14 protein-coding genes and 1 pseudogene are annotated in these 15,345 nt (G+C 71.1%); 6 read left to right on the forward strand and 9 right to left on the reverse strand.

The annotated features are described in order from the left end of the window. Positions 1-106: 106 nt before the first annotated feature. Positions 107-1,054 (reverse strand): C40 family peptidase, encoded by a 948-nt coding sequence (locus PIJ49_RS06075; RefSeq protein ID WP_066656519.1) that lies wholly within the window; start codon positions 1,052-1,054, stop codon positions 107-109. A 290-nt stretch (positions 1,055-1,344) separates the two neighbouring features. Continuing rightward, positions 1,345-2,040: an iron-dependent transcriptional repressor DtxR gene (locus PIJ49_RS06080; RefSeq protein WP_271826089.1), complete on the reverse strand. Its 696-nt coding sequence runs from the start codon at positions 2,038-2,040 to the stop codon at positions 1,345-1,347. Between the two features lie 165 nt (positions 2,041-2,205). Here PIJ49_RS06080 and serC point away from each other — a divergent pair, with 165 nt between their 5' ends. Then, the gene (gene serC, locus PIJ49_RS06085) at positions 2,206-3,324 is read left to right on the forward strand and encodes a phosphoserine transaminase (protein ID WP_271826090.1); all 1,119 of its coding nucleotides are present in this window, start codon (positions 2,206-2,208) and stop codon (positions 3,322-3,324) included. A gap of 327 nt (positions 3,325-3,651) precedes the next feature. Here serC and PIJ49_RS06090 read toward each other — a convergent pair. Together PIJ49_RS06090 and PIJ49_RS06095 are read right to left on the reverse strand one after the other, a co-directional pair. Further along, positions 3,652-3,999, reverse strand: a pseudogene (locus tag PIJ49_RS06090) (DUF3027 domain-containing protein); the annotation flags it as partial. Next, positions 3,999-4,376, reverse strand: coding sequence for a cold-shock protein (locus PIJ49_RS06095; RefSeq protein ID WP_066656529.1), 378 nt, complete (start codon positions 4,374-4,376; stop codon positions 3,999-4,001). The gene PIJ49_RS06095 and the pseudogene PIJ49_RS06090, both read right to left, overlap by 1 nt. 55 nt (positions 4,377-4,431) lie before the next feature. Between PIJ49_RS06095 and PIJ49_RS06100 the strand changes: the two genes are divergently transcribed. The 5 genes from PIJ49_RS06100 to PIJ49_RS06120 all read left to right on the forward strand — a co-directional run bounded on the left by PIJ49_RS06100 (position 4,432) and on the right by PIJ49_RS06120 (position 10,832). Beyond that, on the forward strand, positions 4,432-4,731 hold the full coding sequence (locus PIJ49_RS06100; protein ID WP_066656531.1) for a hypothetical protein: 300 nt from the start codon (positions 4,432-4,434) through the stop codon (positions 4,729-4,731). 28 nt (positions 4,732-4,759) lie between these two features. Further along, a complete protein-coding gene (locus PIJ49_RS06105) occupies positions 4,760-6,526 on the forward strand; it encodes a helicase-associated domain-containing protein (RefSeq protein ID WP_251160902.1) in 1,767 nt (588 codons plus the stop codon). A gap of 98 nt (positions 6,527-6,624) precedes the next feature. Beyond that, positions 6,625-8,319, forward strand: coding sequence for a DNA repair helicase XPB (locus tag PIJ49_RS06110; RefSeq protein WP_066656535.1), 1,695 nt, complete (start codon positions 6,625-6,627; stop codon positions 8,317-8,319). 55 nt (positions 8,320-8,374) lie between these two features. Next, positions 8,375-9,070, forward strand: a complete 696-nt coding sequence (locus PIJ49_RS06115) for a response regulator transcription factor (protein ID WP_056120555.1) — start codon at positions 8,375-8,377, stop codon at positions 9,068-9,070. A gap of 61 nt (positions 9,071-9,131) precedes the next feature. Further along, positions 9,132-10,832: a sensor histidine kinase gene (locus tag PIJ49_RS06120; protein ID WP_271826091.1), complete on the forward strand. Its 1,701-nt coding sequence runs from the start codon at positions 9,132-9,134 to the stop codon at positions 10,830-10,832. A gap of 171 nt (positions 10,833-11,003) precedes the next feature. Here PIJ49_RS06120 and PIJ49_RS06125 read toward each other — a convergent pair whose 3' ends face one another. The 5 genes from PIJ49_RS06125 to PIJ49_RS06145 form a co-directional block, all read right to left on the reverse strand. After that, positions 11,004-11,879 carry a putative endonuclease domain-containing protein gene (locus tag PIJ49_RS06125; protein WP_271826092.1) on the reverse strand — a complete coding sequence of 292 codons (876 nt, stop codon included), beginning with the start codon at positions 11,877-11,879 and terminating at the stop codon, positions 11,004-11,006. 266 nt (positions 11,880-12,145) lie between these two features. After that, a complete protein-coding gene (groL, locus tag PIJ49_RS06130; protein ID WP_066656544.1) occupies positions 12,146-13,765 on the reverse strand; it encodes a chaperonin GroEL in 1,620 nt (539 codons plus the stop codon). Between the two features lie 259 nt (positions 13,766-14,024). Then, positions 14,025-14,228 (reverse strand): cold-shock protein, encoded by a 204-nt coding sequence (locus PIJ49_RS06135; RefSeq protein ID WP_066656547.1) that lies wholly within the window; start codon positions 14,226-14,228, stop codon positions 14,025-14,027. Between the two features lie 159 nt (positions 14,229-14,387). After that, positions 14,388-14,978 (reverse strand): LytR C-terminal domain-containing protein, encoded by a 591-nt coding sequence (locus PIJ49_RS06140; protein WP_066656550.1) that lies wholly within the window; start codon positions 14,976-14,978, stop codon positions 14,388-14,390. Then, a complete protein-coding gene (locus PIJ49_RS06145; RefSeq protein ID WP_235426381.1) occupies positions 14,975-15,268 on the reverse strand; it encodes a DUF3263 domain-containing protein in 294 nt (97 codons plus the stop codon). Before PIJ49_RS06145 ends, PIJ49_RS06140 begins: the two co-directional genes overlap by 4 nt. Positions 15,269-15,345 lie beyond the last annotated feature (77 nt).

Below are 15,345 nucleotides of genomic sequence, written 5' to 3' on the forward strand. Positions count from 1 at the left end.
ACCAGGGTACGTCGGAAACCGGCCCGACACGAGGGTGTGCGGACCGGTTTCCGGGAGTGTTCACGGGAACGACACCAGGGTCGTCACCGTCGTGCGGGTGCTCGGGTCAGATGCCGAAGCGCACGATGTGGTAGCTGCTCGTCCAGATCGGGCGGATCGAGACGGAGCCACCGGGCTTCGGCGCGTCCATGATCATGCCGTTGCCCATGTAGAAGCCGTCGTGCGAACCGTCGTTGAAGATGACGACGTCGCCCGGCTGCGCCTGGGACTCGGGGATCGTGGTGCCCGCGGCGTCCTGCAGCGGGACCGAGTGCGGCAGGCTGATGCCGTACTGCGCGTAGACGTACATGATGTAGCCCGAGCAGTCGAAGCCGGACGGGTCCGCGCCGCCGAAGACGTACGGGGTGCCGATGTACTGCTTCGCGGTGGCGACGACGGCCGGCAGCGAGAACGGGGTGTTCGCGGCGGCCGCCGTGGTGGCGATCTCGTTCGCGGACGGGCCGCTGTACGACGAGTACTGCTTCGCGGTCTGCGCGCGCGCCGCCTGGGTCGCTGCGGCCTGGGCCTGCGCAGCCGCGGCCTGCTCGGCGGCGGCCTTCTGCGCGGCCTCGGCGTCGAGGGTGGACTGGGCGGTCGCGCCGTAGCCGTCACGCGACGTCCCGGCGAGGGCCACGGCGTCGGACACCGAGAACTGCTGTGCCTGGGTCGTGCGGACCTGGCGCTGCGCGTCGGCGGCGGTCGAACCGGTCTGCTGCGTCGCGGCGAAGGCCGGGGCGACGGCCACGGTGCCGAACATGCCGGCGGCGACCGTCAGCACGACGGGGGCGAGGAACCGGCGCTTGCGGGCCGAGCTGCTCGCCTTGGCGGTCTCGGCGGCGCGGGCGGCCTGCGCAGCGCGACGGCCGCCGGGGAGCGGTGCGTCGCGGACGGGGGTGATGCGACGGGCGGGGGCTTCGGTCTGGCGCGCGGCCCGCCGGGTGAGCGGGGCGTCGTTCGCGGTGTTCGTCGGGTTGGCGGGCGTCTGGTCGTCCGCGGCGGAACCGGTCTGCGTCAAGGGTGGTGTCTCCGGCGTCTCGTCACCGTCTCCGCCTGGGTCAGGGCGGAGGGGCGGACCCCATCCGTTCGTCATCGTTTCCGATCGAGGCAGGAGACGGGTTCGAGACGTCCTGCCACGGGTCCTGGGCCTCGTGGGCGGCCCGGGGACTCGACGAGTGTACGTGGGGGCCGTTACCTTGTCGAGATGAAACGACGGTTCGGTAACGGAACGATCACGAACCCCTGATCAGCGGCGATCGACCCTCGTGACCTTGTGCCGATTCTCAGGCTCGGACGGCGCCCCGACGGTCAGTCCCGCTCGATGTAGACGTGCTGCGCGACCTCGGTCGGCAGCTCGATGCCGGCGTCCTCGCCGTCCACCCGGACCGCGACGTACGCACCGGCGCGCTGCACCCGGGCGACACGGCCGGGCATGACGCCGGCGGTGCGCAGCTGGTGCAGCAGCTCGGGCTCGAACTGCACCGGTTCGCCCAGGCGACGCACGACGCCGACCGCGACGGCGTCCGTGCCGTCGGTCGCCGCGACGATGTTCTGCACACCGTCGAGGAACTGCCCCGCCGTCGGTCCACCGATCTCGGCGAGCCCGGGGATCGGGTTGCCGTAGGGCGACTCCGTGGGGTTGCCGAGCATCTCGAGCAGTCGGACCTCGACCTGCTCGCTCATCACGTGCTCCCAGCGGCAGGCCTCGTCGTGCACGAAGGCCCAGTCGAGTCCGATCACGTCGGCGAGGAGCCGTTCGGCCAGCCGGTGCTTGCGCATCACGTGCGTCGCCCGCGAGCGACCCTCGCCCGTGAGCTCGAGGTGGCGGTCACCGGAGACGACGACCAGACCGTCGCGCTCCATCCGCGCGATCGTCTGGGAGACGGTGGGACCGGAGTGTCCGAGACACTCGGAGATGCGCGCGCGCAGCGGCACGATCCCCTCTTCCTCGAGGTCGAGGATCGTCCGCAGGTACATCTCCGTGGTGTCGACGAGATCGGTCACGGTCCGCCTCTCATGTCTGGGCCCAGCCCGATCCACCCTACTTGAGCAGTGCGACAAGACCGCACCGACGGGCGCGCTCCACGGCCTGGAGGCGCGGGTCGGGTCCGCCCCGTCCGGCCGGTCCAGGGTCGGTGACGGTGGGATACCGCTCGCTAGGATCGGCGCATGGCAGACATCGTCATCCCCGCCGAACTCCTCCCGACCGACGGACGCTTCGGCTGCGGCCCGTCCAAGATCCGCGGCGCGCAGCTCGAGTCACTCGTGACCCGCGGGGCGACGATCCTCGGGACGTCCCACCGCCAGAAGCCCGTGAAGGACCTCGTCGGCAGCGTCCGCCGCGGCCTCGCCGACCTCTTCCAGCTCCCGGACGGCTACGAGGTCGTCCTCGGCAACGGCGGCTCGACCGCGTTCTGGGACGCCGCCGCCTTCGGGCTCGTCGAACGTCGTGCCGAGAACCTGTCCTTCGGCGAGTTCGGCTCGAAGTTCGCCAAGGCCACGGACACCCCGTGGCTCGAGACCCCGCACGTCGTCGAGGCACCCGGCGGCTCGCTCGCCGCGCTCGAGCCCGTCGAGGGCGTCGACGTCTACGCCTACCCGCACAACGAGACCTCGACCGGCGTCATGGCGCCCGTCGTCCGCGCTGCGGGTGACGACGGCGCGCTGACCGTCGTCGACGCCACGAGCGCCGCCGGTGGTGCCGCGTTCGACGTCACCGCGACCGACGTCTACTACTTCGCACCGCAGAAGAACTTCGCCTCGGACGGAGGGCTGTGGCTCGCCCTGTTCTCCCCCGCCGCGATCGAGCGCGTCGAGCGCATCGCCGCCTCGGACCGCTACATCCCGGAGTTCCTCTCCCTGCAGAACGCCGTCGACAACTCGCGGCTCGACCAGACGCTGAACACCCCGGCGCTCGCGACCCTGCTGCTGCTCGACGACCAGGTCGACTGGATCAACCAGTCCGGTGGTCTGGCGTGGGCCGACACCCGCACGAAGACGTCGTCGTCGACGATCTACGACTGGGCCGAGGCCTCCGACCACGCCACCCCGTTCGTCACCGACCCCGCCCACCGGTCGCAGGTCGTGGCGTCGATCGACCTCGACGAGTCGATCGACGCGAAGGCCGTCGCCGCGACGCTCCGCGCGAACGGCATCGTCGACACCGAGCCGTACCGGAAGCTCGGCCGCAACCAGCTCCGTGTCGCCACGTTCACTGCGATCGACCCGGACGACGTGGCGAAGCTGGTGCGGGCGATCGACTTCGTCATCGGCGAGCTGCGCGGCTGAGGCGCCAGCACGGACGGACGGGTCGAGCCGATCGAGCTCGAGGTCCTGGTCGGGGTCGGTCGGCCGGACGCGGGAAGCCCGACGACGCGAGCCGCGGGAGCGCACCGGAGCGGGGTCCTCGGCGACGTCGTCCGCCGCGTCGTCATCGGAGTCGTCGTCCGCCGCGTCGACGTCGACGCCGTCGAGCTCGTCGTCGTCCGACTCCGCGAGGTCGTCCTCGTCGTCCTCGAACTCGTCGTCGTCGTCGTTCGAGGCGTCGTCGTCTGCCTCGTCGTCGTCCGGGTCGTCGTAGTCGGACTCCTCGGCGTCGTCGAGGTCGTCGTCCTCGTCCGACTCGTCGTCGTCCTCGTCGTCCTCGTCGTCCGACTCGTCGTCGTCCTCGTCCGCCTGGCCGGCGCGGTACTCCGCCATCCGGTCCGCCCACGGCACCCAGTCCGGAGCGACCAGCGAGCCGTCGCCGGGCATCAGCTCGACCTCGAGCACGGTGGGCTCGTCGCCCTCGACCTGCGCGATCGAGACCGTCCAGCGCCACCCGGGGTAACCGGGCATCCGGTTCGAGAACAGGACCGAGACGACGCCGTCACCCTCGTCCACGGTGCCGACCGGCTGGCCGACCGTCGACTCCGGCGTGACCTCGAGCAGCGCCTTCCGCGCGAGCTCCGTGTGGTCGACCATCAGGCGTCCAACTGGTCTGCGACGTGGCGCAGGATCGCGGCGAGGCGTTCGCCGTTCTTCGGGTAGCGCCCGTGGCGCAGGTCGCCGCTGACCCGGTCGAGCTCCTTCACCAGGTCCTCGACGATCACCGCCATGTCGTCGGCGGAGCGGCGGGACATCTTCGCGAGCGAGGGCGCCGGCTCGAGCAGCCGCACGGACAGCGCCTGCGAGCCCTTCTTGCCCTGCACGACGCCGTACTCGAGGCGGGTGCCGGCCTTGACCGAGGTGACGCCGTCCGGCAGCGAGGACGCGTGCAGGAAGACCGGCTCACCGTCGTCGCCGGTGATGAACCCGAACCCCTTCTGGTCGTCGTAGAACTTGACCTTGCCGGTGGGCATGCGTGGACTCCTCGTGGTCGTGGAACGGCCGTGGTGCGTCGGATATCCTGGGCCGATGGCCAAGCCGACCCGATCCACCGGGAACACGCGCGAACCCGCGGACACCCCGGTGACGTTCAATCGTACCGAACGCGTCCTCGGGTTCATGATCGGCGGCATCTTCATCGCCGGTCTCCTCTGCATCATCGCGATGGTCGTGATGTGGCTGACCGTCCCGAGCGCCAACGGATCGATGCCCTGGCCGGTGATCATGGCGGTCCCGCTCATCGGTCTGCCGATCGGCATGGTGCTGGTCCTCGTCCTGCTCGGACTGACCTGGACCAAGCGCGCCCGCGAGAACCGGTCGGACCGCTGAGGACCCGCGCGGACCGGAGCGGCGGACGATGACGACCACCGCCGACCTCGCCGCTCGGCTGCGGGGGATGTCCGACGACGAGCTGGAACGGCTCGTGGTCGCCCGCCGTCTGCCCGCGGCCGTCCTCGCCGAGTCCGGCCCGCAGCACGCGGCCGACTTCTTCGACCTCGCCGAGGCGCTGCGCACCGACGACGCCGTCGACGCCGCGCTCGAGCACCTGCCCCGGGCGACCCTCCTCGCCCTCCGCGACGGGTCGGCCGACGCCGACGCGCTCGCCCCGGCGGTCGCGCTGGGCCTCGCCGACGACGCGGGCGCGGTGGACGACGCCGTCGCCGGACGACTGGCCGCCCACGCCGAGGTCGCCGACCTCCGGCCGGGAGGCACGGCACCGGTCCGCCCCGCCGCGCCCGACGAGCAGGTGGCCGACCAGGAGCGCGCCCGCGCGACCGGCGCGGAGCGTGCGTTCACGACGATGACGGTGCTCGCCGAGCTGCTCCGCGCGGTCGACGCCGGCGAGGTCCGCGAACTCGTCAAGGGCGGCATCGGCACGCCGCTCGCCCGGACCCTCGGCGAGCGCGTCGGCACCGACCCGGACGTCGTGCCGGACCGGCTCACGCTGCTGGACCGCACCGGCCTCGCGCACCCCGGCGAGGGGCGCTGGGCCGTGTCGTCCGAGGGGCGCACCTGGCTCGTCGCGGCCTGGCCGGACCGCTGGGTGGACCTGGCCGGGCGGTGGTGGCGCTCGCTCGACCCGGCCGTGCACGACGTGCTCCGGGCGGCCGACGACGACCTGCACGACCTGGTCGCCGTCGGACGCTGGGCCTTCCCGGCGGGCGCGCGGTGGCTCGACGCCGTCCTGCTCGACGTCGCCGGCACCGCCGAGGTCCTCGGGCTCGCGGTCGACGGCACGGTGACGGCGACGGGCCGAGCGGTCCTCGACGGCGATGCCGACGCCGCAGCCGACGACCTGCCGCCGACCGTCGACGGCGTCTACCTGCAGCACGACCTGACGGTCATCGCCCCGGGGCCGCTCACTCCCGCCGACGACGACGCACTCCGGAGCGTCGCCGACCTCGAGGCGCCGGGGTTGGCCGCCCGGTACCGCGTCTCCGAGGACTCCGTGCGGCGGGCGGTCCGGGCCGGCAGCACGCGTGAGGACCTGCTCGCGCTGCTGGACCGGCTCTCGGCGACCGACGTGCCGCAGCCCCTCACCTACCTCGTCGACCAGGTGGCGTCGCGGGACGGCGGCCTCGTGGTCGACGTCGCGCCGGACGGTCGCGGGGCGGTCGTGCACGGGACGCCGGACCAGCTCGACCTGGTCGGGGTCGACGCCGAGCTGCGCCAGCTCACCTGGGAACGCGCCGACCTGACGACGCTCACCGCCCCGCACCCGCCGCACGTGGTCCACGCGGCGCTCGAGGAGCAGCGGTACCCGGCCGTGCTGACGGCCGCCGCCCGTCCCGTGGCCTCGGACGCGCCTCCCGGCCGTCGGCGTGGTGGCGCCGGTCGGACGCCGGAACAGGCCGCCCATGCGCTCGTGGAACGCCTGCGCCTGACGACGGAGCGCGGCGACGCGGAGCCGGAGCAGGAGTGGCTCGGGCGGCAGATCGACCTGGCGGTGCGCGGGAAGACGCCGATCCGACTGACCGTCCGCATGCCGGACGGGTCGGAGCGACCGATCTCGATCGTGCCGACGTCGGTCGCCGCCGGACGGGTCCGCGGCCGTGACACCGCGGTCGACGTGGAGCGGACGCTGCCGCTGTCGCTCGTCGTCGCGGTCGAGAGCGAGGCCTGAGCCGCGCGTCCCTGCACAACCGTGCCCCGCGAGCCGGTTCTCCACCGTTGCGCAACGGGGGCGGCGGCTCGCAGCCGCGCCGCCTAGGCTGATCCGTCATGAACGGACCGCTGATCGTGCAGAGTGACCGCACCGTACTCCTCGAGGTCGCCCACCCCCAGGCCGAGGACGCCCGGCACGAGCTCGCGGCCTTCGCCGAGCTCGAACGCGCCCCGGAGCACGTGCACACCTACCGGATCACGCGCCTCGGGCTCTGGAACGCCCGCGCGGCCGGGCACGACGCCGAGTCGATGATCGGCACGCTCGAGCGGTTCGCGAAGTTCCCGGTCCCGCAGAGCGTCACGGTCGACATCCGCGACACCGTCTCGCGGTACGGGCGGCTCGTCATCCGGCGCGAGGAGCGCGAGGACGCCCCGGCGATCGCGAACTCCCCGAGCGAGGAGCTCGAGCGCCAGCCGCTCCTGCTCCTCACCGCCGAGGACCCGTCGGTCCTGGCCGAGGTCACCCGGTCGAAGCGCATCAAGCCCCTGCTCGGCGACCAGCGCTCGCCCTCGGAGATCGAGCTGCAGCCCTGGGCACGCGGGCAGGTCAAGCAGGAACTCGTCAAGCTCGGGTGGCCGGCGGAGGACCTCGCGGGCTACACACCGGGGCAGCCGCACCCGATCGACCTCGACACGGCGTCCTGGCACATGCGGCCGTACCAGGAGCAGGCCGTCGACACCTTCTTCGCGCAGGGCTCCGGCGTGGTCGTGCTGCCGTGTGGTGCCGGCAAGACGCTCGTCGGCGCCGGGGCGATGGCGACCGTGAAGGCGACGACGCTCATCCTCGTGACGAACACCGTGTCCGCCCGGCAGTGGCGTGACGAACTCCTGCGCCGGACGACCCTGTCCCCCGAGGACATCGGCGAGTACTCCGGTACCACGAAGGAAATCCGTCCCGTCACGATCGCGACGTACCAGATCCTGACCGCTCGGCGGAAGGGCGAGTACACGCACCTGTCGCTCCTCGATGCCCTCGACTGGGGCCTGATCGTCTACGACGAGGTCCACCTGCTCCCCGCGCCGGTGTTCAAGCTCACCGCCGACCTGCAGGCACGGCGGCGGCTCGGGCTCACGGCCACCCTGGTGCGCGAAGACGGCCGCGAGAGCGACGTGTTCTCGCTCATCGGGCCGAAGCGCTACGACGCCCCGTGGAAGGAGATCGAAGCGCAGGGCTACATCTCCCCGGCGGCCTGCTACGAGGTGCGGATCGACCTCCCCCACCAGGACCGCCTGGAGTACGCGGCGTCGGGTGACGACGAGCGCTACCGCATGGCGGCGACCTCGCCGGCGAAGACCCCGGTGGTGCGCGAGCTCATCGAGAAGCACCACGGCGAGCAGATCCTGGTGATCGGGCAGTACATCGACCAGCTCGACGACCTCGCCGCGTCACTCGATGCCGCCGAGATCACCGGGTCGACACCGGTCGACGAGCGCGAGCGGCTGTTCCAGGCGTTCCGCGAGGGCTCGATCGACGTGCTCGTGGTGTCGAAGGTCGCGAACTTCTCGGTGGACCTCCCCGACGCCACCGTGGCGATCCAGGTGTCCGGGTCGTTCGGCTCCCGACAGGAGGAAGCGCAGCGTCTCGGCCGGTTGCTCCGCCCGAACAAGGACGGCCTGCCGGCGTCGTTCTACACGCTCGTGACGCGGGACACGGTCGACCAGGACTTCGCGCAGAACCGGCAGCGCTTCCTCGCCGAGCAGGGGTACGCGTACACGATCCTCGACGCCGACCAGGTGCTGGCGGCCGCGTAGCCACCACACGACCCGCTCCCAGGAAACCTCTAGGGAACGGTCAGAGGATGGGACCATGACCGATGGCCCCAAGATCCTGATCGTCGACGACGAGCCGAACATCCGCGACCTCCTCACGACCTCGTTGCGCTTCGCCGGGTTCGCCGTCCGTGCGGTCGGCAACGGGGCCCAGGCGATCTCCGCCGTGCTCGAGGAGGAGCCCGACCTGATCATCCTCGACGTGATGCTCCCGGACATGAACGGCTTCGGCGTCACCAAGCGCCTCCGCTCGTCCGGGTACACGTCGCCGATCCTCTTCCTCACCGCGAAGGACGACACCGAGGACAAGATCACCGGGCTCACCGTCGGCGGCGACGACTACGTCACCAAGCCGTTCTCGCTCGACGAGATCGTCGCGCGCATCAAGGCGATCCTCCGTCGCACCATGAACGACGAAGAGGACGCGATCATCCGCGCCGGCGAGCTCACGATGGACCAGGACACGCACGAGGTCACGATCGGCGACGCGCAGATCGAGCTGTCCCCGACCGAGTTCAAGCTCCTGCGCTACCTGATGCTCAACCCGAACCGCGTGCTGTCGAAGGCGCAGATCCTCGACCACGTGTGGGAGTACGACTTCAACGGCGACGCGGGCATCGTCGAGTCGTACATCTCGTACCTCCGCCGCAAGCTCGACCAGTACTCGACCGAGCCGATCATCCAGACGAAGCGCGGGTTCGGCTACATGCTGAAGGCGTCCAAGGCGTCCTGACGCCGGGCACACGGCGACCGTCCGGTTTCACCGGGCGGTCGCCGCTTATCGTTGGGGCAGCATGCACACGCGAATGAGCCACTGGTGGGACGGGATCTCCCTCCGCACCAAGATCACCGGCATCACGGTGCTGCTCGTCGCGCTCGGGCTGCTCGTCGCCGGGCTCGGCACCATGACGGTGCTCTCGACGTACCTCATGCAGCAGCTCGACAACACGGTCAAGCAGACGTCCGAGCAGCTCGAGGGCCAGAACATCAGCGACGGCCAGCAGTACTGCACGCTGTCGATCGTCCTGTCGCAGAGCGCCTACGTCGCGGCCTACGACTCCCGCGGCGACAAGATCTGCCAGACCCGCGCCTCGAGCCGACCGGACATCCGCTCGCTCGACTTCTCCGCCGCGGCGCAGAGCTCGCAGCGGTTCTCGCTGTACGACAGCCAGCACGACCACGAGTGGCGCGCGCAGATCATCCCGGCGTCGCTGCAGAACCAGTCGAGCGGCACCTCGGAGACCGGGTACGTGCTCGTCGCCGTGTCGAGCGCCGACACCGACAAGACCATCGGCCGCTTCACGATCATCTTCCTGGGCTTCGGCATCTCGGTGATCCTGCTCGGCGCGATGCTGACCCGACTCCTCGTGACGGCCACGTTCGACCCGCTGCGCGACGTGGAGGACACGGCCGCCCGGTTCGCCGCCGGTGACTTCAACCAGCGACTCGAGGCCGACACCCCGAACACCGAGGTCGGTCGCCTCAACCGCTCCCTCAACGCGATGCTCGAGCGGATCGACTCCGCGTTCGAGGACCGCGAGCGGACGATCGACCAGATGCGCCGCTTCGTCGGTGACGCCTCCCACGAGCTCCGCACGCCGCTGGTGTCGCTCCGCGGCTACGCCGAGCTCTACCGGATGGGGGCGCTCCGCAAGGAGGAGGACGTCGCCCAGGCGATGGACCGCATCGAGAAGGAAGCGCAGCGGATGGGCCTGCTCGTGCAGGACCTGCTCCAGCTCGCCCGCATCGACGAGTCGAAGCCGCTCGAGCTCGGCCCGGTCGACCTCGTCGCCATCGCGCGCGACTCGGCACTCGACACCATGGCATCGAACCCCGACCGCGAGATCCAGGTCCTCGTCGAGGACGCCGTGACGGGCGTCAGCGTGCCGCAGGCCGTCCGCCCGGGTGCGTTCGGCCAGATCGACACCGGCGAGACGCCCGTCTCCCCGCCGTCGGCGAACTCGACCGGCCCGATCGCGTTCTCGCGGCAGACGATCGCGCGCCTCCGAGCCCGCCGCAACCGCGCCATGGGCGTCGAGGGCGGCGTACCGACCGACGAGACCACGCCCCTGCCGACCGTCGTGCTGCCGGCCCGTCCGCCGATCGTCCTGGCCGAGGAGAACAAGATCCGCCAGGTCGTGACCAACCTGATGGGCAACGCCATGCGCTTCACCGAGCACGACGACCCGATCGAGATCGGCATCGGCGTGGACGACGACCTCGGCATGGCCCACATCGACGTCATCGACCACGGCGAGGGCATCCCGCCGCAGCTGCGCGAGAAGATCTTCCAGCGCTTCTGGCGGGCGGACACCTCGCGCGCGCGGGACACCGGCGGCTCGGGCCTCGGTCTCGCGATCGTGTCGGGCATCGTGCACGCGCACAACGGCTCCGTCGAGGTGTTCGACACCGAGGGCGGCGGCGCGACCTTCCGCGTCTGGCTCCCCCTGCTCCCCCGCGACTACACCCCCACCCCGAAGTCCCCGGCCGCCTGACGCGCCGGCCGTCGCCCGTCGCCCGTCGCCCGTTCTGGTCGCACGGCTTGCCGCTCAACTCCGGCCGACGCGGCATGTCGTGCGACTCGAACGGTCGCAGGCGGCAGGTCGTGCGACCGGAGCACGGCGCGGACCTGTGGGAGCGAGCGACATCAGAGCTGCCGGACCGGCTCAGGAACGGGCGGCGAACGCTTGACGGAGTCGCTCGAACAGCACCGCAGGTCGAGCCGCGTCGGCAGCCGTCGCGTGCACCACGATCCACCCGTTGACAGCGAACCCGTTGCCTCGGCGTTGATCGTGTCGGAAGACGTCGCGCTCGCGGTGATGGTCGCCGTCGTACTCGAGCGCGATACGGAGCTGTGGCCAGCACATGTCCACCCGTCCGAGGAACGTACCGCGCTCGTCGAACACCTCGTGGTTGAGCTCGGGCTCCGGGAATCCTGCATCCACGACGTCGAGGCGGATCAGCGTCTCCATGGGTGACTCGCTCCCCGGACGCACGGCCTCGAGTGCAGCCCGCGCGAGGACGACCCCGTGCCCGCGGGGACGGAGCGCACGCGCGAGATCCTCGATCCTGGCGAGTCCCGCCCGTCCGACGAGGTGGTCGCCGAGGACGACGAGCGCTCGGAAGTCGAAGAGGGTCGCGCACTCGGCCCAGGCGCGGGCCGGCGTGCTGACCGGGAGGCCGTCCTGCTCGACGGTCTCGTCGTCGGCCACACGATGGGCCGTGACACCCGGACGCCGCATGAGGCTCGCTCCGCCGATGGTCGCCACGTGTACCCGCGACCCTTCGCGGTGTTCCCTCGGCACCGGCGCTCCCCACACGCTGACTGCGGTCGTGTGGCTGAACCGCTGGTCGGGGCGGAGCACCAGGGCGATGCAGTCGACCAGGCTCGCGTCGCGGTCACGAGGCACGCGGACGCCGTGGACGGGACGCCGGAGATCAGCGCGGCGCATGCGGCTCGTACCCTCGCCGTACCGACGAGCTTGTGCGACGGTGAAGGCCCGTTCCGCGAGGCCGTTGGGCAGTGCGCGCGGAGTGGTCATGCTCGTAGCCTGGAGGCGCACGGCACCACCCGAGCCAGAGGCGGGCGCACCTGTGGAGAACGACCGCAGCCGAGCCTCCCGTGCGGGAGAAGCACCTACGTCCTGGTAGCACGGCATGCCGCGCGCGGTCGTTGCGGGCGCACGACCTGCCGTCGAAGTCGAACCTGAGCGGCAAGTCTTGCGACCGAAACCGAGCCAGGGCCGCGGCGCCCGCACGCGGAAGGGCCCCGCACGCGCTGCGTGCGGGGCCCTTCCGGCTACCGGGACTAGAAGTCCATGCCACCCGTGGGGTCGCCGGCCGGCATGGCCGGGTTCTTCTCCGGCTTGTCGGCGACGACGGCCTCGGTCGTGAGGAACAGACCGGCGATCGACGCGGCGTTCTGCAGCGCCGAGCGCGTGACCTTGGCCGGGTCGATGATGCCCGCGGCGACGAGGTCGACGTACTCGCCGGTCGCGGCGTTGAGGCCGTGACCCGACTCGAGCTCGCGGACCTTGGCGGCGACGACGCCCGGCTCGAGACCGGCGTTCAGCGCGATCTGCTTGAGCGGCGCGTCGATGGCGACGCGGACGATGTTCGCACCGGTCGCCTCGTCACCCTCGAGCGAGAGCGTGTCGAGCGCGACGGACGCCTGGATGAGCGCGACGCCACCACCGGCGACGATGCCCTCCTCGACGGCGGCCTTCGCGTTGCGGACGGCGTCCTCGATGCGGTGCTTGCGCTCCTTGAGCTCGACCTCGGTCGCGGCACCCGCCTTGATGACGGCCACGCCACCGGCGAGCTTCGCGAGGCGCTCCTGGAGCTTCTCGCGGTCGTAGTCGGAGTCGGTCGCCTCGATCTCGGAGCGGATCTGACGGACGCGGCCCGCGATCTGCTCGTCGTCGCCGGCACCCTCGATGATCGTGGTCTCGTCCTTGGTGATGATCACCTTGCGGGCCTTGCCCAGCAGGTCGAGGGTCGCGTTCTCGAGCTTGAGGCCGACCTCTTCCGAGATGACCTGGCCGCCGGTCAGGATCGCGATGTCCTGCAGCATGGCCTTGCGACGGTCGCCGAAGCCCGGGGCCTTGACGGCGACGGACTTGAAGATGCCACGGATCTTGTTCACGACGAGGGTCGCGAGGGCTTCGCCGTCGACGTCCTCGGCGATGATGAGGAGCTGCTTGCCCGCCTGGATCACCTTGTCGACGACCGGGAGCAGGTCCTTGATGTTGGAGATCTTCGAGTTGACGATGAGGATGTACGGGTCCTCGAAGACGGCCTCCTGGCGCTCCGGGTCCGTGACGAAGTACTGCGACAGGTAGCCCTTGTCGAAGCGCATGCCCTCGGTCAGCTCGAGCTCGGTGCCGAAGGTGTTCGACTCCTCGACGGTGACGACGCCCTCCTTGCCGACCTTGTCGATCGCCTCGGCGATGAGCTCGCCGATGGTGGGGTCGGCGGCCGAGATCGACGCGGTCGCGGCGATCTGGTCCTTGGTCTCGATGTCCTTCGCGTTGGCGAGGAGCTGGTCGGAGACGGCGGCGACGGCCTTCTCGATGCCGCGCTTGAGCGACACGGGGTCGGCACCGGCCGCGACGTTGCGGAGGCCCTCGCGGACGAGCGCCTGGGCGAGCACGGTCGCGGTGGTCGTACCGTCACCGGCGACGTCGTCGGTCTTCTTGGCGACCTCCTTGACGAGCTCCGCGCCGATCTTCTCGTACGGGTCGTCGAGCTCGATCTCCTTGGCGATGGAGACACCGTCGTTCGTGATCGTGGGGGCGCCCCACTTCTTCTCGAGGACGACGTTGCGGCCGCGCGGGCCGAGCGTCACCTTCACGGCGTCGGCCAGGGTGTTCAGGCCGCGCTCGAGGCCACGACGGGCCTCCTCGTCGAAAGCAATGATCTTAGCCATGTGAGTTTCTCGTCCCTCCCGGACGTCGTGCGTGGGGGTCGTGCTGGCACTCAGCGCAAGCGAGTGCCAACGCCGATTCTGGCACTCGCCGGGTGTGAGTGCAACACAGTCGGGAGGCGCGGCTCGACTTCCCAGGACACGTTGCGGCCGGGACCCGGCACGCTCAGGCCCGGGTGGTGGCTGCTCGGCGGGCGGAGCGCCGTGCACGACGAACGCGCCGCCCCCGAGGGGACGGCGCGTTCGTCGAGTGGTCCTGGGCTCAGGCGGGACGGACCGCCTCTGCCTGTGGGCCCTTCGACCCGGTGCCGACGTCGAACGTCACCGCCTGGCCCTCCTCGAGGACCTTGTACCCCGACATGTCGATCGCCGAGTAGTGCACGAACACGTCCTGGCCCCCTCCATCCACGGTGATGAAGCCGAAGCCCTTCTCGGCGTTGAACCACTTCACGGTTCCGTTGGCCATGATCTCTTGCTCCCTGGTGCTGCAGTTGCGGACGACGCCATCGCCGTCTGGCGATGACTCTCGTGCAACAACGGCGGCAAGGCAAGAGGTGTGACGTTCTTGCACGCCGATCGCGTCAGAAATCAACGTGCCCGAAACACCTCCGTCACACAGCGCGCGTCAGCCGCCGTAGTCGGCGCCGAGCACGACGCTGACGTCGGCGTTCGGGAACGCCGCCGACTGCTCCACCGTCGCGATGCCGAGCGCCTTCGCCACACCCTGTGCCACGGCCTGCTGCTCGGGCTGCTGGTAGTACACGACCGAGGTCGTCGTCCCCGTCGTCCCGGCGTCACCCGTCGAGGCGACCTGCCAGCCCGCGGTGGTCAGTGCGCTGCTGGCGCGGGCGGCCAGACCGGTCGTCGTCGTGCCGTTCAGCACGACGACGCTCGTCGCGCCCTGCGCCGAGGGCTCCGCAGCGCTCGGCTCCTCGGACGCGGGCGCCGACGGCGACTCCGAGGGCGTCTCCGACGGCGCGGCCGACGCCGAGGAGCTCGACGAGGGGCGCGGCGACGAGGTCGACCCCGGGAACGAGTAGCTGCCGTTCAGCAGCGCGAGCACGAGGACACCGACGAGCACGAGCACACCGGTCGCGAGGGCGCCCCAGGCGAACGCGATCCACCCGCGTCCACGACGACGGGCACCGCGGTGCGCTCCGACCCGGGGGCCGTCGGTGACGTCGTCGAACCGGTCTCGCGGGAATCTCTCGGTCATCGTTCCTCTTCACGGGGATCGGGCGCGGGGGCGACGAACGCGCGCGCCGCTCGTGCTCGGGTGCGTGCGTGCCGGAGCCGCTGCAGCCGACCGACCAGCTGGGGGTCGAGCGCGAGTGCGGCGGGCAGGTCGATCACGCGGTTGAGCACCTGGTAGTAGCGCGCCGGCGACATGTCGAACTCGACCCGGATCTCCGCCTCCTTCGTGCGGTCGTGCCGCGCCCGGTCGTGCTCGAACGCGAGCACGCGCTGGTCGAGCTCGCTGAGCTCGTCGGTGGGGAGGGCGGTCACGGCACTTCCGGTCACGGTTCGGTCACGGGTCTCGCACATCGTAGGGGTGCCCGGCGGTCCGACCCTGGCACACGGCT

The organism is Curtobacterium uvaldense, assembly GCF_028307415.1.
Lineage (GTDB): Bacteria > Actinomycetota > Actinomycetes > Actinomycetales > Microbacteriaceae > Curtobacterium.